This is a genomic window from Pseudomonas panipatensis, assembly GCF_900099785.1.
Classification (GTDB): domain Bacteria; phylum Pseudomonadota; class Gammaproteobacteria; order Pseudomonadales; family Pseudomonadaceae; genus Pseudomonas; species Pseudomonas panipatensis.
Genome location: NZ_FNDS01000014.1, coordinates 1 through 18,376, shown reverse-complemented (window position 1 = coordinate 18,376; position 18,376 = coordinate 1). Strand labels below are relative to the sequence as shown.

At 62.3% G+C, this 18,376-nt stretch carries 14 protein-coding genes and 1 pseudogene; all 15 read right to left on the bottom strand.

From position 1 onward, the window contains the following. Position 1: 1 nt before the first annotated feature. Positions 2–1,978 carry a cytochrome o ubiquinol oxidase subunit I gene (gene cyoB / locus BLQ74_RS24230; protein ID WP_090267705.1) on the bottom strand — a complete coding sequence of 659 codons (1,977 nt, stop codon included), beginning with the start codon at positions 1,976–1,978 and terminating at the stop codon, positions 2–4. 6 nt (positions 1,979–1,984) lie between these two features. Further along, entirely contained in the window at positions 1,985–2,965 is a 981-nt protein-coding gene (gene cyoA / locus BLQ74_RS24225; protein ID WP_090267703.1) for a ubiquinol oxidase subunit II, read from the bottom strand. 525 nt (positions 2,966–3,490) lie between these two features. Further along, a complete protein-coding gene (locus tag BLQ74_RS24220) occupies positions 3,491–3,964 on the bottom strand; it encodes a hypothetical protein (protein WP_139199122.1) in 474 nt (157 codons plus the stop codon). A gap of 68 nt (positions 3,965–4,032) precedes the next feature. Beyond that, on the bottom strand, positions 4,033–5,199 hold the full coding sequence (locus tag BLQ74_RS24215; RefSeq protein WP_090267700.1) for an OmpA family protein: 1,167 nt from the start codon (positions 5,197–5,199) through the stop codon (positions 4,033–4,035). A 24-nt stretch (positions 5,200–5,223) separates the two neighbouring features. Next, positions 5,224–5,664 (bottom strand): type VI secretion system baseplate subunit TssE, encoded by a 441-nt coding sequence (tssE, locus tag BLQ74_RS24210; protein ID WP_090267699.1) that lies wholly within the window; start codon positions 5,662–5,664, stop codon positions 5,224–5,226. A gap of 3 nt (positions 5,665–5,667) precedes the next feature. Next, positions 5,668–6,204 (bottom strand): type VI secretion system lipoprotein TssJ, encoded by a 537-nt coding sequence (gene tssJ, locus BLQ74_RS24205; RefSeq protein WP_090267697.1) that lies wholly within the window; start codon positions 6,202–6,204, stop codon positions 5,668–5,670. Beyond that, on the bottom strand, positions 6,185–7,282 hold the full coding sequence (gene tssG / locus BLQ74_RS24200) for a type VI secretion system baseplate subunit TssG (protein WP_090267695.1): 1,098 nt from the start codon (positions 7,280–7,282) through the stop codon (positions 6,185–6,187). Before tssG ends, tssJ begins: the two co-directional genes overlap by 20 nt. Further along, positions 7,246–9,015, bottom strand: a complete 1,770-nt coding sequence (gene tssF, locus BLQ74_RS24195; protein WP_090267693.1) for a type VI secretion system baseplate subunit TssF — start codon at positions 9,013–9,015, stop codon at positions 7,246–7,248. The genes tssG and tssF overlap by 37 nt, the downstream gene beginning before the upstream one ends. Positions 9,016–9,039: 24 nt before the next feature. Continuing rightward, positions 9,040–10,626, bottom strand: a complete 1,587-nt coding sequence (gene tssA, locus BLQ74_RS24190) for a type VI secretion system protein TssA (RefSeq protein WP_090267691.1) — start codon at positions 10,624–10,626, stop codon at positions 9,040–9,042. Continuing rightward, positions 10,623–13,991, bottom strand: coding sequence for an ImcF-related family protein (locus tag BLQ74_RS24185; protein ID WP_090267689.1), 3,369 nt, complete (start codon positions 13,989–13,991; stop codon positions 10,623–10,625). The genes tssA and BLQ74_RS24185 overlap by 4 nt, the downstream gene beginning before the upstream one ends. Next, positions 13,991–15,223 carry a hypothetical protein gene (locus BLQ74_RS24180; RefSeq protein WP_090267687.1) on the bottom strand — a complete coding sequence of 411 codons (1,233 nt, stop codon included), beginning with the start codon at positions 15,221–15,223 and terminating at the stop codon, positions 13,991–13,993. The genes BLQ74_RS24185 and BLQ74_RS24180 overlap by 1 nt, the downstream gene beginning before the upstream one ends. Before the next feature lie 2 nt (positions 15,224–15,225). Then, positions 15,226–15,489 carry a PAAR domain-containing protein gene (locus BLQ74_RS24175; protein WP_090267685.1) on the bottom strand — a complete coding sequence of 88 codons (264 nt, stop codon included), beginning with the start codon at positions 15,487–15,489 and terminating at the stop codon, positions 15,226–15,228. A 444-nt stretch (positions 15,490–15,933) separates the two neighbouring features. Continuing rightward, the gene (locus BLQ74_RS27235; RefSeq protein ID WP_139199121.1) at positions 15,934–16,623 is read right to left on the bottom strand and encodes a hypothetical protein; all 690 of its coding nucleotides are present in this window, start codon (positions 16,621–16,623) and stop codon (positions 15,934–15,936) included. 177 nt (positions 16,624–16,800) lie between these two features. Beyond that, positions 16,801–17,502, bottom strand: coding sequence for a hypothetical protein (locus BLQ74_RS27230; RefSeq protein WP_139199120.1), 702 nt, complete (start codon positions 17,500–17,502; stop codon positions 16,801–16,803). 3 nt (positions 17,503–17,505) lie between these two features. Further along, positions 17,506–18,376: pseudogene (locus BLQ74_RS24170) on the bottom strand (hypothetical protein); the annotation flags it as partial.

Sequence of the window (18,376 nt, the reverse complement as noted above, 5' to 3'; positions counted from 1 at the left end):
CTTAGACCTGTTTGGCGAGTTGCTGGAAATGACGGTTCTCGATGCGCTCGATCTCGTCCGGCTGGACGTAGTAGTCCACGTCGGTGACATAGCTGCGCACGATGAAGGAAGCGATCATGCCGACGAAGCCGACGCCCACCATCCACCAGATGTGCCAGATGGCAGCGAAACCGAAGATGAAGGCGAACAGCGCGATGGAGAAGCCGGCCGCGGTGTTCTTCGGCATGTGGATCGGCTTGTACTTCGCCGGAGCCTGGTAGGCCTTGCCGCTTTCCTTCATGTCGTGGAAGGCGTCGATATCACGCACCACAGGCAGTTCGGCGAAGTTGTAGTACGGCGGCGGCGAGGAAGTGGACCACTCCAGGGTACGGCCGCCCCACGGGTCGCCGGTGACGTCGGCCAGTTGCTTGCGGTTCTTGATGGAAACCAGCAGCTGGATGACGGTGCAGGCGATGCCGAGGAAGATCAGCACGGCGCCGAAGAACGCCACCACCAGGTACGGCGTCCACAGCGGGTTGTCGTAGTGGTTCAGGCGACGGGTCATGCCCATGAAGCCGAGGATGTACAGCGGCATGAAGGCGACGTAGAAGCCGACCAGCCAGAACCAGAAGGAACGCTTGCCCCACTTCTCGTCGAGCTTGAAGCCGAAGGCTTTCGGGAACCAGAAGGCGAAGCCAGCCAGATAGCCGAACACCGCGCCACCGATGATGGTGTTGTGGAAGTGGGCGATCAGGAACAGGCTGTTGTGCAGCAGGAAGTCAGCGCCCGGGATAGCCAGCAGAACGCCGGTCATACCGCCGATGCTGAAGGTCACCATGAAGCCCAGGGTCCAGAGGATCGGCGTGCTGAAGCGCAGGCGACCACGGAAGATGGTGAACATCCAGTTGAACAGCTTCACACCGGTGGGGATGGAGATCAGCATGGTCGCAACGCCGAAGAAGCCGTTGACGTCGCCGCCCGAACCCATGGTGAAGAAGTGGTGCAGCCAAACGGTGAAGCCGAGGAAGGTGATCGCTGCGCTGGCCCAGACCATCGAGGTGTAGCCGAACATGCGCTTGCCGGCGAAGGTCGCGGTGACTTCGGAGAAGATACCGAAGGCCGGCAGGATCAGGATGTACACCTCAGGATGGCCCCAGGCCCAGAAGAGGTTGATGTACATCATGGCGTTGCCGCCGAGCTCGTTGGTGAAGAAGTGCATGTCCAGGTAGCGGTCCAGCGACAGCAGGCCCAGGGCCGCGGTCAGGATCGGGAAGGACGCGACGATCAGGATGTTGGCGAAGGTGCAAGTCCAGGTGAAGATCGGCATGTGCATCAGCTTCATGCCCGGAGTACGCATCTTGAACACGGTGACCAGGAAGTTGATACCCGTGAGCAATGTGCCCATGCCGGATATCTGTAGCGCCCAGATGTAGTAGTCCACCCCGACGCCTGGGCTGTAGGCCAGCTCGGACAGCGGCGGATAGGCGACCCAACCGGTACGGGCGAACTCGCCCAGGCCCAGGGACACGTTGACCAGCATCGCACTGACCACCAGCAGCCAGAAGCTGAGGGAGTTCAGGAACGGGAAGGCCACGTCACGGGCACCGATCTGCAGCGGTACGGCCAGGTTCATCAGACCGGTCATGAAGGGCATGGCCATGAAGATGATCATGATCACGCCGTGAGCGGTGAAGATCTGGTCGTAGTGCTCAGGCGGCAGGTAGCCGTGGTTGGCCCCTTCGGCCAGGGCCAGCTGGCCGCGCATCATGATGGCGTCGGCGAAGCCGCGCATGAGCATGATCAGGGCGACGATGATGTACATCACGCCGATTTTCTTGTGGTCGATGGAGGTCAACCACTCGGTCCACAGGTAGGTCCACTTGCGGTAGTAGGTGATCGCACCGACGACGCCGAGGCCCAGCAGGGCGACGACCGACAGTGTGATCATGACGATAGGCACGTGGAATGGCACGGCCTCGAGAGTCAGTTTCCCGAACATCTGCGATTACTCCTGGATACTCGGCTTCGTGTGCATGTCTTTCATGTCCTGCATGTCGTGACCGGCCATGGCGGTCGCTTCATGCTCACCCTCGACGTGCCCGGCCTTGGCCTGCTCGCCTTCGGCTGCGGCCATTTCGTGGCCAGCGCGCTCGTACTTGGTGAGGATGTGCATGAACAGGTCCGGGCTAACCGAGGAGAAGTAGCTCGCCGGAACGTCTTCGCTCGGCTTGACCAGCTCGGGATAGCTGTCCAGCTGCAGCGTGCCGGGCGCGGCCTTGACCTTGGCGACCCAGTCCTGGAAGCCCTGCTCGGTGGTGGCGATGGCCTTGAACTTCATGCCGGAGAAGCCGCCGCCGCTGTAGTTGGCGGAGATGCCGTCGAACACGCCTTCTTCGTTGGCGATCAGGTGCAGCTTGGTCTGCATCCCGGCCATGGCGTAAACCTGGCTACCCAGCTGCGGGATGAAGAACGAGTTCATCACCGAGTCGGAGGTGATCTGGAAGTTCACCGGAGTGCCTTTCGGGAAGGCGATCTCGTTGACGGTAGCGATGCCCTGCTCCGGGTAGATGAACAGCCATTTCCAATCCAGCGAGACGGCCTGGATGGTCACCGGCTTGACGTCGGAATCCAGCGGGCGATAGGGGTCCAGCTTGTGCGTGCTTTCCCAGGTGATCCAGCCGAGGACGGCGATGATCAGGCAAGGGATCAGCCACACCACCAGCTCGATGCGCGTGGAGTGTGCCCAGTTGGGCATGTAAGTGGCTTTGGTGTTCGAAGCGCGGTACTTCCAGGCGAACGCCAGGGTCATGATGATCACTGGGATCACAACGAGCAGCATCAGCAGCGTCGCGGTGATGATCAGCGACTTCTCGTCGGCACCGATCTGCCCTTTCGGGTCGAACAGGGTCATGTTGCAGCCACCCAGAGTGAGCAGCGGCAGCAATGACAATCTCTTCAGGTATCCAGAGTACTGGTCTATTTTCATCTTGCGGCCTTAATGGATGAACATAGCTACACCGCCCATGAGATTTCCCCACGCAGGGTTCATGCTCGACGAACAGCCCGCCGCGACTTCCAGAGTGCGACGTCTTAGTGGATCCATGGGGTAGCGAATCGGCGCTGCAAGAAAACAAGGCAAAAGGAACCCAGCCCGGCTTTCGCGTAGCGAAACCGATCCGTGTGCTGATTCGTTCCGTGTTATTCAGCGTGTTGGCGACCTGCCCTGCCGGTTCCCAGGAACCAGACCGTGCACGACACCGTGTTCACGAGCGGATTGCCCTACTCGTTGATGGAGCAGAAACCCACCACAGTCAGTCCCCTCGTTGTTATCAGGCGCCGGCTTGCGGTCGGCACTCTGCCGTGGTTCTGCAACGCTGGAACCGCGGCGGTATGGGGCCATGAGTAGGCGGGCGATATTACAAGACATTTCAGAAAAGGCTGGCAAGGCCCTGCGGTCTCATTTTTAACAAGACATTATCTCTGTAGAGTTAAGAGTCCCCGCCCGGCCCGCTCAAAAAACGACCAGCCTGCGCGTCTCGGACACGCAATCCGCCGCCCCGTCGGGGGTCATCCATCTGACCTTGCGGACAGCCTCTGGAGCCAGGATCGGCAAGGCCTTCAGCGCTGCGCTCAGGGCCTTCGAGAGCAGCCCGAAACACCTCCGTGCCAACCTGGAAATGACCTCAATCAAGGTTGCACTGGATACTTGGGAAATCGCCCCGCGCACCCTGCGACACAACGCCGCATCAAGCATTTTCCAATGCGCGCAGCGTCCGAATCCGGTGCGTCGCCGCCTCTGGAAAAGCCGGAAATCCACCATCGACGCCGTGATTTCCGACCAGGCAGGCGCACGCTCGACACATTGCCACGCCGAGATGTCAGCCAGATTGATGTTGTGTTTCAGCCAGGTGTCGCCGGCTCGATGCTCGCCCTGCCGGCCCTGGCAAGACGCGCAAGCGATCCGAGCCCCGGTTGGCTCGTTCATGCGGGGGCAGAGCGGCCCCAGAAGCCCCCGAGCGTTGAGAAACACAACCGCGTCGCCGCAGGCTTCGCTCAGTAAGCGTGCGGCGTACAGGCCCCCAGTTCCGGCACCAGGCGGATATCGACGCGGCGGTTGGCCGCGCGCCCGGCCTCGGTGTCGTTGCTGGCGATCGGCTGGCTGGCGCCGAAGCCCTGGACGGCGAAACAACTGTCGGGAATATCGCCCATGCGTTGCATCCAGTCGCGCACCGCGGCGGCTCGGGCGAGGGATAACTGAAGGTTCTGCTCGGCGTTTCCCGTGGCATCGGTATGGCCGGCGATGACGATCAGCCAGCCGGGCTGGGCCTTGATGCCGACCAGCGCGTTGACCAGCACCTTGGTCGAGCCCGGCTTGAGTTCGGCGCTGCCCAGGTTGAACAGCAGCAGGCTATCCAGGCGCACCGGAGCGGGGATTTTCGCCGCTGGCGAGGCGGCCGGCGCCGGTTGCCCCGGGTCGCTGGCCGCGTTGCCCTGGATCCAGCGACGCCCTCCGATCAGGCCGCTCAAGGCAATGGCGCCGGCCAGCGCCAATAGCCACCAGGCGATACGGCGCTGCTGTGCGTTGCGGTTCGCCACCGACGTCACGGCTGCGAGGCTATCCTCTTCCGCCACCGCGGATATCCCAGGCGTCACCTTCACCTTGCACGAGGCACTGCGCGGCGATGCCTCGCCGGGAGGGGCACTTCGCTCCAGGCGCTTGAGCAAAGCGTCGACCTGCTGCCGCAGGGCGTGCAGCGACAGCACAGGGGCTTGAAGCTGGTGCTCCAGCCGTTCGCTCAAGCGGGCCAGTCCAGCGTCCAACTGGATAGCCGTCGGCAGATCCTTCGCGGTCAACTCCAGGCCGCGCAGCCGCGGCTGCAATTGGCCGAACAGCCAGGCCAGGATGTCCACTCGCACGGACGTCATGGGCGGCCACAGGCGTGCCCACTCATCGACCAGGGCCTCGATCAGCGCCACCCCTTCGACCATGCCAGGCAAGCCGCAGCGCTGAGTACGCAGCAGAGCGAAGCAGGCCGCTGTCTGTAGCTCCACCCCGTTGTTCTGCAGCAATGCCATACACAGCTGCTCGACCTTGAGCCAATCCACGTCGGGACGCGCCGGGTGGCTCAGTTTGGTCATTTCATCGCGTAGCGCGGCAAAGGCGTCCAGACCGCGCGGATCGCCTCCCAGGCGAAATTCCATTTCAGACAGCACTGTCATTCAGAAGCCCACCAGCCACGGATTTCACGACATCGACAGGTAGTTCTGCCGTTTCAAATGACGCACCAGCACCTTCCCCTCAGGCGCCAGGGTGGTACCGAAAGTCGCCCGTTCACCGCCGTGCAACTGCACATCGAGGGCGTACTCCAGATGGCCCGGCTGACGCTGCGGCAACAGGTCGATGCTCACCGTGGCCAAGCGCGGTTCGTACTTCAGGAGCGTCTCGCTCAGGGTGCTCATCAACCCATGCGCGGTGGCGGGCAAGCCCTGGAGAATCTGGCCCATGTCCGGCAAGCCGTAGTCCGGCAGATGGCCGAGGGTGCCGGCCCGGCTGTTGAGGATGCGCTGCAGGTTATCCAGCACCGAGAGGATGAGCTGGTCTTCATCGCGGACTCGATACAGGTCCAGTTCGCCGGCGAAATTCTGCAAGAGCATTTCGTAGAGCGAGGCATTCGGCTCGGCCATCGCTCACTCCTTCGCCAGGGGCCGCAGGGTCAGTTGGTTGTCGCCCAGCTCGATCACCCGCGCCCGGTCCGGGTCCAGGTCATCGCGGCCGAGCAGCAGGCGCCAGTTGTTCTTCTGGGTATCCGGCTGGCGGAACAAGGCGACCACCGCGACGAACTGCGCGGCCTTGTCCATCGGCACATTCAGTTGCGCGCCCTCGCCCGGCTTGACCACCACGGCTCGCTCGTCGAGCAGGTCGGCGCCCAGCACAGCATTGCCATCGCCCAGCAACGCTTCGTAGGTGGCCTTTTCCAGCGCCTTGCCATCGCGCAACTGATAGACGCGCACCAGCGTCGGCACGGATAGCGCGCTCATGTCCGTCGCATCGGTGTTCATCGCCGCGCGGCCGCTGAAGTCCAGGTGCAGGGTCTTCACCTGCTTGTAGAAAATCGCCTTGGCGGTGGAGGTGCTGGCGTCCGTCACCGTCTGGGTCAGCCCGCAGCCGCCGAGCCAGGCGCCGAGCGCTGCCAGCGCCAGTGACTTAAAAACGGTACGCGACATCGTGTATCTCCCTGTCCCTTGGGTTGTTCTTCAGGCCTTGGTAGCGGCCCAGGTTGATCGTGACGGTGGCCTGCTCCGCGGCCTGCCAGGTCGCCCCCCCCAGCCCGAGCAGGCCGGTCATGCCCAGTAGCACCGGCGCCTGCCCCAGAATCGGCGGCGGCAGGCTGCGTATCGGCAACGACAATTGCAGCTTGGCGGTGCAACGCCAGCCCAGGTACACCCGCAGCAGCACCAGCAGGTCCGTGTGCAGTTGGCCGCCCGGCAACCAGCCACGCGCCTCCTCGGCGTCTTCGCTGAACAGCGCCAGCCGCAGTTGGCTGTTGGCGTCACGGCCGACGCCGCCCAGCGGCGTGCCCTGGGACAGACTCACCGGCTGGCGCGTCGACAGCCTGGCCGGCTGCGCCAGTGGAATCGTCTGCGGCCAGTGGGGAGTCACCCGGGCCTGGGTATTGGGTGCCAGCAGCTTGACCAGGGCGACGATGCCTTCGGCATTGCGGGTCGGCAGGCGCATCACGCCGAGCAGCGCGAGAAAGCGCGACACCGGCGTGGCGACCTGCTCGGCGGTGCCGGGAATGCCCAGGCCGATCAGCCCCAGCAGGCATTGCGAGGTCGCATCGGCGCCACCCGCCTCGAAGGAGGCGGGGTACGAGTACTTGCGCCAGATGCGATAGAACTGGGTGAAGATCCGGTGGTTGAAGATGTCGAGGAAGGCTTCCAGCGCTTCGTGGCCTTCGCGGCGCTGGGCGATATCGTCCAGATACGCGGTCGGCAACGGCGAGTCGACCCCATACAAGCCGAGCAGGCGGGTGCGTACCGAGGCCGGACGGTGCGGCTGCTCCTCGTCGGTTTCGATGGACTTCAACTCGCCGGCGGGAAAGCCCATGCCCGGATCGGGCCGGAAACGCACCGGATCGTCCGCCGGGCGCGAGGTGCTGCCCAACGGCGGATGATTCGGCAGGGCCTGCTCCAGCAACTGGCAGAAGCGGTACAGATTGGCTTCGGAGACCCGCTCGCGCAGCGCCTCCAGCAACCCGCTGGCCTTCAGCCGGGAATACGCTGACTGTGGTTCTCGTTCCATCGCAGGCACTTACCAGAGGGTTGCAGGATCAGCGTGAGCTGGTTGAACAGGTGGATGTCGGCGTACAGGGCGAAGAAGCGGTTGAGCATCTCGCCGAACAGGCTGATGTCGCCCTCGCCGGAGAAACCGTTGGCGTCCAGGGTGACTTCGATATCCACCCCGCGCAGCAGGAAGCCTTTCTCGAAGCGCTGGATCAGGTGATGGCTGACGTCGACGATCGCCGCCTGGCGACGGCGGTTCAGCTCGCTGCCGGTCCAGTCGTACAGCGCCAAAGTGCCGCGCAGCACCTCGGCGTTATCCAGCATCGGCAGGAAGTTCGACCCCAGGTGGCTGAGCACCCGCCAGTGGAAACGGTCACGGTTCGGCGGATAGCAGGGCAAGGTCGGCGCGCACAGGTTGCGTACCCGCAACCCTGCCTGGGTGGATTGCACCAGGGTATCCAGCAGGGTGCTTTGCAGCGCCTTGCGCGGTAGCTGTCCGTTGGTGCCGGTCAGGCGCAGCGACAGGCTTTCGCTGGCCTGCAGCCGATCCTTGTCGAAGCCCTCGCCGCCGAGGATCAGCCAGGTATCGTGCAGGCCGTTGGCGCCGCGCTTCAGGCGCGTGTGGAAATAGCGCTCGGGCGCCTCGTCGCGCAGCATGCCGCCCTTGTGACGGAAGCTGGTGAACGGCACATACTCCTGCCGCTCGGCATTCTTCGAGGCGGTGACCCGGTCCACCGAATAGATTTCGGTATGACCGTCCTGCAGGCGCATGGGGCGCAGCAGGTAGTCGGTTTGCAGGGGCGCCAGGGTCAGCGGGTCGGCCTCCAGCGGGAACAGGTTGATCACCGGCACTGCATGCAGGCGCAGGTGCTCGCTGCTCGGTTCGAACTCGGGGGGCCACTGCTCGCGAAGCACCACGTCCAGTTCGAACCAGGGCGTGCCCGGGGCCATGCTCAGTTGCTCCAGCCCGCACAGGGTCACGAACATGAACTTCTCGCGGAAGCTGAAGTACTCCAGCAGCAACTGATAGCCGCTGAAGGCGCTGTCGCCCTTTGGCCACAGGCGATCCTCGTCGGCGAAGCCCTTGGGCGCGAAATAGCCGTCCAGCGGCTGCCGCTCCGGCTGCCCCGGCAGGCGCACGTAGAGCGCCTGCGCCTGCAGGGTCAGCGCCTGATGGAGCGCACTGGCCAACGCCGCGTCGGCATTCAGGTACAGCGGTATGCGACTGAGGTCGATCTCGCTCCAGTCGGTCAACGGGCCGCAGGCGAAGCGCAAACGCAACACCGAGCGACCGTCCGGCTCATGGACGCGGCGCAACGAGTCCAGGGCGAGCGGCCGCAGCATCAGGTCCTGCGTGGTGGTGTAGCGGCAGCGGGTGCGCGAGGGGCCGATGGGCTGCGACAGCACCTCGAAGCCCGCGCCGATCGGTTCGCTGCGTTTCATCTGCGCGAGGTCGGGCACCAGCTCGATGACCGACAGCGATGGAATGGTCCGCAAGTAGTGCGGCCAGAGCAGGCTCACCAGCCCCTCGGTCAGCTCCGGCAGGTCATCGTCGAGCTTTTCGCGCAAGCGCCCCATGAGGAAAGCGAAGCCCTCGAACAGCCTTTCCACATAGGGGTCGCGCGCCCCCGGTTTGTCCAGGTTGAGCTGCGCCGCACGGTCGGGAAAGGCTTCGGCGAACTCCTTGCCGGCCTCGCGCAGGTAACGCATCTCGGCATCGAAATAACGCAGGGTCAGATTGTCCATGGTCACAGAAAGCATCCTGATGAATGAGGCTCAGCCGCAGAGCACTGCGGCGCGTACCGGGTCGATGGCCACCAGGCTGGCCAGCAGCGCTTCCATGCGCCGGGCCAGGGTCGTTTTGTCCGCATCGTTGCGCTGGGCTTTCAGGCGCAGCAGTTTGAGCAGGCGGGCCTTGACCTCGAAGCTCAACTCGGGCTCCCACTCGGCCAGGACCTGGCGCTGCGCCAGGGCGTCCAGCTCGCCCAGCAGGTGCATGGCCAGATCGCTCTTGCCGTATTGCTCGGCCACGCGCGCCATCAGCAGGCGCAGCAGCCAGCGCTGCCGCCCGCTGCGCACGTCGGGACGCATCGCCAACCAGCCCAGCGCCGCTTCCACGCCGTCGCTGTCGGCCTGCGCCAGGGCTTCGCTCTCCAGCGCGAGGATGTCGGCGTCCTCCACCGCCGGCGCGGGCGTCTGCGCGGGCAGCCATTGCATGGGGCGGTTGCCGCTGACGTGCTGGGCGATCCACTCGCGCGTGGTCTCGTCGGCGAACGCGCTGCCGTCGCTCCAGCACAGCGCCTCCAGGCCGGGCAGGCGATCGAGGAACATGCCCAGGTCGCGCTTGACGATATCGGCCCAGGCATCCTGTGGCGCGGGGCGCTTGCTCAGCGCCTGGTACAGGTACCACTGCAGATCCAGCCAGAAATGATTCACGCCCTCGGCGTACACCCGCTCGACCTGGTCGAGCAACTCGCTCCAGCTCTGTTGCAGGTACAGCCGCTTGAGCTGCACCCGATAGTCGCCGCGCGGCGGCGCCAGGCGGGTGTTGCCGCTGGCCTCCTGGGGCGGTGCCTGATGCACGGTGTCCCAGCGCAGGCTCTTCATCAGCCGGTGAGCCGCCAGCCAGCCCTGGGGCTGCTCGCGCAGATAAGCGGCCAGGGCCCTGCCGCTGTCCAGTAGATCGCGCCCGGACTTGATCGCCGCGGCCGCGGGCACGGCCGACTGGGCATGCGGCTCGTGACTGGCGCTGTGCTGCGGCACCAGCGCATCCACTCCGCCGGACTGCGCCAGCCGGCTGGACAGCGCGGCATACAGCGCCCCCAGCGCCGGACGCTGATCCGCCGGCCAGGCGCTCAAGCCATGCTCCAGCCAGGCCAGCGCCGCCACCGTGCGTTCGGCCTCGCCCTTCACCACCTCCGGGTACAGCGACAGGCTGTCCAGCACCTTGCCGCTGGCCAGCCATTCCAGCGCCATTCGCCGGCTATTGGCACGCGCCGGCAGCACCTGTCCGGCGAAACGCTCGACCAGCGCGGCCAGCAGGTTCAGCCCGTCGGCCAAGCCGGCTTCACCGTCCTTCTGCAAACGCGCCCACAGGTAGTAGGTGCCCACGCGCAAGTCCTTGCAGGTCTGGGTGAGGAGCTTTTCCGCCAGTTGCACGACCCGCTCGGCGTCCGCGCCGGACAGCTTGTTGACCTCCTCGCGCAGGCGCTGGAAGTCGTCGTCGTAACCGGGGTCCGCGCCTGCCGGCGAGTCGGCGCTGATGGGCTTCAGCCAGGCCTGCCAGCGCAGCGCCTGCTCGCGGGCGAGGGACAGGGCATCGCGGTTGCCCAGGCAATTGGCGATCAACGCGGGCAAGCTCATTGCATGCCCTCGCTCTGTGCAAATGGCATCGCTTGTCTGCCCTCGTCGAGGAATATCTGCGCGGGCAGCCTGAAGCCACGCAGCTTGAGCAGCGCCAGCGGCCCGGCACCCAGTTCGGTGCGCAGGTGCCAGGTCAGGTTCAAGCCGTCGGGCGCCTTCAGTACCATGCGGTAGCGGGTATCGCCGTCGTCCAGCGGGGTGATTTGCGCCTGCTCAAGCAGGCGGATCAGACCCCAGGTGCCTTCGTAGTCGCCGAACAGCCGCTCGCCGGCCTTGATGCTGGTCCAGCTCAGGCTGGCGCCCGGATGGTCGCTGCGCCCCGGCCAAGCGAAGCGTTGCCAGCTTTCCACCTGATTGAAGTACTGCTGTTTCTCGCCGTTGAGCACGAAGGTGGTTTGCACCACGTCGCGCACCGGCTTGGCCTGCAACTCGAAGCTCAGGCCCATGCCGCCATCGGTGTAGAGCACATCGGCCAATTGGCTGAGCTGGTTGATCGCAGCCAGGAATTCCGGGTTGAAGCGCAGGCCCTGGCTGTGGCTGGCGTCCGCCACCCAGCGGTTGCCTTCCTTGCGCAGCACGCCTCCCAACTGGCGTTGCAGGAATTGCTCGATGCGCCCGGAGTCGGCACGGATCATCTGCCCCAGCATCGGCAACGAGGCATCGCTGGCGGTAGTGGCGAAGGGGTAGCGGCCGGCGAAGGCGCTGTCCCAGTTGCTGACGATCGCCCGCTGCCACTGGCTGTTGAGGCTCGCCGCCGAGGGTTGCAGGACCTTTTGCCAGGCCTGGTCCAGCGGCTGCACGAACAGGGTCTGGCCCACCCCGCCCCATTCCGCGCCCAGGCTGGCGGCGATCAGACTGCCGTATGACTGGGTGTCGGTGAGATCGACGCTCTTGCCCTGGAACACCGTTTGCGCCAGGGCCTGGGTCATTTCCTGCGGGTCCGCGGCGTTGCTCACCTGTTGCAGCTTCAGGCGCACGCGCGTCACGCGAGTGAGGAAGGCTTGCAGGCTCAGGCCATCATTGCCCGCCGTCGCCTCGGCGCCCTTGCCGAGCAAGGCCAGCAACGGGCCGAAGGTGGCATCCAGGGGGCTGCTCGGGCCACTCGCCCGCTGGTCGATCGCCGGGGCCTTGTCCTGGGCCACCAGCTTCTGTGCGGATTTCATCAGCGAGTCGCTCAGCGCCTGGCTACGGGCGCCGGCCTGGCCCTGGTAGGCCAGGGTGTTCATCAGGGCAATCAACGGCGACTGGCGGATGTCGCTCATCAGGGTCAACTGGTCGATCACCTCGGCCAGGCTGGCAGCCTGGCGCCAGCGCAGGCTGTTGAGGAAACCCAGCCAGGCGCTGCCGTAGTCCTGAAAGTAGCGCTCGACCAGGCGTTGCCTGAGGACCTCCGGGGTCAGCTCGTCGGCGATGTCGCTATGGTTGTCGCTGAGCACCCAGTCGATCTCCTCGCGCCGCGCCTCGGCGATCTCGTCGATGGCCTGGCGCACCTGGCCTTCCCAGGCCTGGCGGGTGAACACGCCGGCGACCGTCTCGCCGCTGGAGAACAGCGCCAGGGCATCGGTGTCGCCGACCATCTGTTGCAGGCCCAACGCCGGGTAGTTGTTGGCCGCCGCCTCCAGCACCTTCTGGTACAGGCTGGACTCGGCATTGCGCTGGCCAAGCTCGCCGAGCAGCACCTGCCGCGCCTGGGCGACCAGCGTCGGGTCGAACTCGATGCGCCACTCCGGATGCGTCGCCAGGTGCTCCGCGTAGAACTGCCAGAGACTCGGCGACAGGCCTTGCCAGAGGCCCGGCGAGAATCCCTCGCGCAGCGGCTCGGCGCGGCCCAGGGTATTGGCCAGGAAGGCGGCGTCGGTTTTCTCCGGACGCGCCATCATCAGGTAGGCCTTGAGCTGGTCGTAACCGCTGCGGGCCTGCTCGGCGCGCTCGGGGCTGTCCGCGGGCAGGTTCACCAGGGCACGCAGTCGTTCGCGCAACTTGGCCGCCGCCGGGTCGCGCAGCAGCCGCTGGTTGGCCTGGATATAGCGCGGCCAGAGCGCGCCCAGCAGGGCGTCGTTGGTGTTCAAGGCAAAGCGCTGGTACCAGGGCACGCCGTGTTCGGCGCGGTAATCCAGGCGCCCCAGTTCGCGCACCAGTTCGTGCAGCGCGCGCAGTTGGCTATCCCCCTCGCCCGGCTGCTGCAGGACCGTCAGCGCGCTCTGCACCTGGGCGATCTGCGCACGGTTGCTGACGAACGACAGCAGCAACCCCGCTCCCCACAAGGCCGCCAGCCCCAGCAGCAGCGCATAGCCAACGCGGGAGAAACTCCAGCCCAGGCGGCGGCCATCGGCCGACGGGGCATCCAGTACGCCATGCCAGGCCGGGTCCGCCTGCCAATCGTGCGCCGCGCCGCCCTGCCCGGCGGGCAACGGCAGGCTGAACCAGAGACCGCGCAACGGCAGGCCACGGACGAACTCGCCCAGCAACGGCGTGAGCGCCTGGCGCCAGCGCGCGATGCCCTCGGCCTGCAGGTCGCGGGACAGGCGCAGCAGGAAGTCATGGCCGCGCTCGGCTTCTATCTGCGCCAGGCCTTGCCGGCGCAAGGGCTCCAGCAAGCGGCCCAGGGAGCCCTCCAACTGCGCCGCCGTGACGGGCGACGGCAATAGGCAGCCCACCGCTTGCGTGGGTCGCCTGGTCTGCGGCCATTCGCTGGCGCAGACCTGCCACAGGTGTAGCGGCGCCAGCCACCCCAGCGCCCGGGCCAGGCGCTGCAAGTGACGCACGCCCGCACGCATCGACGCGACGTCGGCGCTCTGCTCCCGGCTCAGCGCCCAGACGATGCCATCCAGCGGCCGGCGGCTCAGCCCGCGCCACTGCGCGATCAGCGGCTGACTCAACTCGCCCCGCACACTGCCGCCGCACAGCAACAGTGCACCCTGCCCCTCCAGCCATTGCGCCTCGACCAGGCCCGGCGCCAGCGCCTCGATCTGCTCGCTCTCGCCCACCAGCAGCAACACGCGCACCTTGCGGCGCCAGAAGTAGCCGTAGTGCTCGCGCAGGTGATGGTGCAGCTTGGCAGTTATAGAAGAGCCCTCCTTGTCTTGCGCACTGGAGGAAGGCACAGGCTTGGCCTGATCGTCGCCGCGCTGCCGCCGATAGGACGAGAGCCCCGACCGGCTGCCCAACAATTGATAGCCACCCAGCAGAGCCAGCGCCGCGAACATCAGACCCGCCGTCACCAGCCACCAGGCGTCTTGCTCCGCGCTACCCGGCCGAATGCCCAACGAGGTCGGTCGCCACCAGACCCACAGGCAGATACCCGCCCCGAGCAGCAGCACCAGGCCGAGCAGAACCCACAACCACATCGAACGACGACTGTGCATCAGATATCCCTATTCGAAGAAGGCGCCACCGGCATGGCCACCGAGCACCACAGCCACGCGGCGGCGCTATCCCCACTGAAGATCAACTGCGGCTCCGCCTTGTCGCGGATCGACTCCACCGCGGCGGCAATGCCCACCCACGGCGCCGCCCCGCCCGGCCGGCCCAGGCAGCTGTCCAGGTCATGCAGGTTTTGCTGGTGCGTCACCAGCAGCGGTATTTCATTCACGGCCGTCGTGATCGCCTTGGCACGCTCGGCGTCACCACCCACCATCCACGCACGGCCGATCGACACCGCCTCCAGCGGCACCCAATCCAGGGCCTGGCGTGTGGCATAGAGCACATCCTCAGCGCCCGCTGCCGGCTCGGGTCGGTGCAGATAAGCCAGCGGTGCCAGTGTGCTTTGCGTCAGGCGGTTGCCGAACAGCAGGCCCACCGCCGCTTCAGCGGTCCCGCGCGCGTCAGCGGGGGCGAGTTGCAGCGCCACCACCAGCAACAGCGCCTGCTCATCGATGCGCTGATCCAGCCACCGATCCATGACGGATAGCCCGCGCCCCTCGACGAGCGTTGCCGTCTGACGAATACCCGAGGCCTGCCAGGCTTGCTGCCAAACCCGCTGCAGCGTGGGTTCGCACAGAGAACTGTGCATCTCCAGCAACAGCGCCAGTGGCCTGTCCGCCGGTAGCGCCGCCAATGGCGTCGCCAGGTCCGCCAGCAGCGCCGACAGCACCCGCAGCAACAACTGTTCGGGCTGCTCTTCATTGCTCTGGCGCGGCAAACGGCTTTGCCGCGCCGAGCGCTCCCCCGACGTCTGCGAGCGCAGCGCTGCCCTATCGCCCTGCAAGGCAAGCAACTGCGCCCAGCCGTCCTGCGCTTCCGGGTCACGCAACGCGGTATGCAGACTGACCGCCAACACCTGCTGCGAACGCCGCCCCTGGCGCATCTTCTGCACCAGCTCCGCCTCGCGCGCGGCATTCCAGCCATCGGCCACACTCTGCTCAGTGAGGTACAGCAGTGCCCGCACAAAGCCCAGCACGCACCAGAGTAGGAATGGCGCCCCAAGTGCCAGCAGCCAGAAGCGCACCGACGACTGGGCCAATGCGTCGCGACCCAGCCACAAGGTCAAGCCCAGGCCCAGCAGCAACGACACCGGCAGCAGCAGAATCCACAGCCAGACCCTCGGCGGGTCCAGCTCCTGCGCGGGTAGGGGAATGTTGTCCAGTCTGACCACCATGGCTAGCTCGCGCCCGCCTCCGGCAGCGAGGTCAGCAGCACACAACCGCAAGCGCAACGGTGACCATGAAACGCCACCGGAATGCCGTGGTCCTTGAACGTCGGATGACCTTCGGCGATCACCGTGCGACCGTGTCCCGGCTTCGCACAACTCACCGGATCACCCAGCCGGGCCGCACCGATACCGTGAAATTTCATCGTTTCCGAGCCGGACAGCACAGTGCCGCCGCCGGTGGTTTTATCGCCGATTCGGATAATGCCTTTCATCTTTTCATCCTGATAAGAACTGGCAACCGCCCAGAACAAGAGAGACTTATTTCTTCACTGAAAATTGTCCCTGGCCATTTATGGCGTGACGTAAAAAGCGATCAGAAAGCGCAAAATAGAGGCGCCTATTTTCCTAACCTTTCTGCCATAGCGCAGAATATTTCGGATAATTTTCGGAATTTCCTTAAAGGCCGCTCAGTCAAACACGACCTCACTAGCCGATTGCAATCCGCATAACCGGGAGTTACAGCATTAGAATTGTCCGACTCATTCCTTCTCATAGCCTCCACTTTGAGCCAGCACCATGTCACTGTCTTTTATCACCCCTAAAAATTCATCTTTCAAGAGCACATCCAGTCTTTTCCCCTTCTACATCCACAACCCTGCCCAATATAATTTTATTCACGAATGGAAATTGACATACACACATCTGCTCATTGAGGGTTATTGCACCCCACTATCTTGCGCGGCAGATTTCTCTTTACATGCACGACTTTTGGCAGGATGTTCAGGTGCTTGCTTAACTCTTACCCCATCCATGAGCAGCGACCGCATTGAAATATTCTGCGCAACCTCACACAAATAAGCTTTAGCCGAACTCTCTCTCCAATCGGAAACCTCATATATAGCGCGAGTCAACATCCACCTGCCGCTCAAAAATGAAATATAGTAAATCGCTGAATTATCCTCCTTCGAAAAATAAGTTCTAATGGACATTAAATCCTTTGACGGAGGAACAGGAAACTCTTGACTCACTCTATCGAGAACTCGGCCACCATCCTCTGTTAGATTTATCGTAGTCAGAACCTTTTTTGGCCCCTTCGGCCCTTGCTTAAAAAAAATCAACTCATTTCCTGAGTTTGGTGCACTGCTAATTACCTTATCGAGAACTCCGTCACCATCAATATCTACATCAAAGGCTACATAGCCGTCGTCGCTCAAATACTTCTCTAGATCCAACTCATCGACTGAACCATTAGACGCCCCTCGTACTCCTGAGTCGGCTGAAGATTTTTCTGCCGCAGGAGCACTCCCAGCCATACCTCCCTGCCAATACAAAGCAAGCACAATCAAAACTAATAAAGAAATAACTTGCGAACCCCTAGCTTCTTTTATCCGGACTGCCTGACTCATAATCCATGATCCTCTTCGGCTCACTAACGTAGCTACGCCTCTCGGACAGACCATTTCCTCCACCACTAACCAACCAGCCAATGACATCTACATAATCAACCATTAAATTTAGATCAAGACTGCCCCCATTCAATACCTGCATAGGTATAAGTCATCACCTTCTTCGGATAACCTTTATTACATGCACTTCCCTACCGCCAATTTCATCAAGTCATTCTCCTTTAGCCTTTTAAGCTCAATAGGATCGGCAGACAGACGAACATCGAGATAATGAGGGCTTAACTCATCCCCCTTCATAAAAATCAAGAACACTTCAGCCTTTCCAAAGCTATAACAACCGCCATCACTCTTCACATAAGTTTCAGGAGTGGCGCTTTCTAAATCCCCCACCGTAGAGTATCTGTTATAGACACTCACACCTCCTATCTCACCCAGCAAAAAGCTAGTTGGCTTTTTATCTTTAATCACTCGATCCGTACCAAATGAAAACACACCCCCCATCCATCGATCAGAGTACTCATAAATTATATCGTTATATTCTGAATCCAAAGGACGCTCAAGCCCGCAGACACCAGCAGAAACTCTCACACCGTTATACTCATTGCGTGATTCAATATAAGCACAATCAACTAACAGCATCCCACCTGAAAGTTTCAATGAAAAGTAAAGCAAATCTCTTCCACCCGAGAATAATGCGGGCGTTCCGTTAATACTTGTTAGTCGCCGATAAAAACCATCTTTACTCCCAACAACATCTAAATAGGCTTTTCCCGAATAGACAATACTACCAGGCTCACTTCCTCGTCTTACTTCTTCAGCAGCCACCCTCCCCCCAAGTACAGCCATAAACACAGCGACCATCAATATGAAGAGCCTCATAAACTAAAAATCCATCACCAAAACAGAAGATACCTTCAGAATACTTTCAAACCTAAGTGCATAGCCCGCGATCAATGAACTTTTATCCATACCGTTAATGATCTTTCTTGCATGAAGATAATCCACCCCTCCAGAATTTATATAATCAGATAATTTCCTCCCTGTAAAAACCCCCTCTGTCATCCCCCATATCATGATTGGAACAGAATACCTATACTCAGAAGCAAGATCAGGATTCGAAATAAAATCAATAGAGAACCGCCTTGAAGCCTTCAAATAATTATTCTTCCAAGTTAAGTGAACACATCCCCGACCTCTATATTTATACCCATCCCCCTCTTGAGTATTCCCATTAAATCTTGCGTTCTCCCTAGCATCTGAAGAATCCGCCAAAACTGGATCATATTTATTAAAATACGACAAAGACCCAAACTCCGGCCTTGAACTGAAATACTCTCCATCATTAAACTGATTCGCCTCATGCCTAACTGTCGCAAGCATGTAGGCAATCTCGAGGAGGTTAGCCTTATCGTAGTTTTCTTTATAGCACCTATTTATCTCTAAAATAATATTCCGGAGATTATCTTTTGAAAGAGTTGAAAGTGGTGGAGTGTTTGGCGCAAATGCTACGTGCTCCCGAGAGTAAATTGCGATAAATGCATCGACATCAATTAGTGGTGGTTTTTCCGAAAAACACCCAACCAACCCAATCGGATGCATATGAAACACCTGCCCATGTGCCGGCAGTCCCACTCTCTCGGCGGCCTCATCCCACCAGCACAACTGTTTGATCCGCTCTTTCTCCGCCAGCCAGTTCACATGGGGCGTCGAGCCGCTATGACCGAGCGGGCCATCCAGCGCATCCCATCTCCGC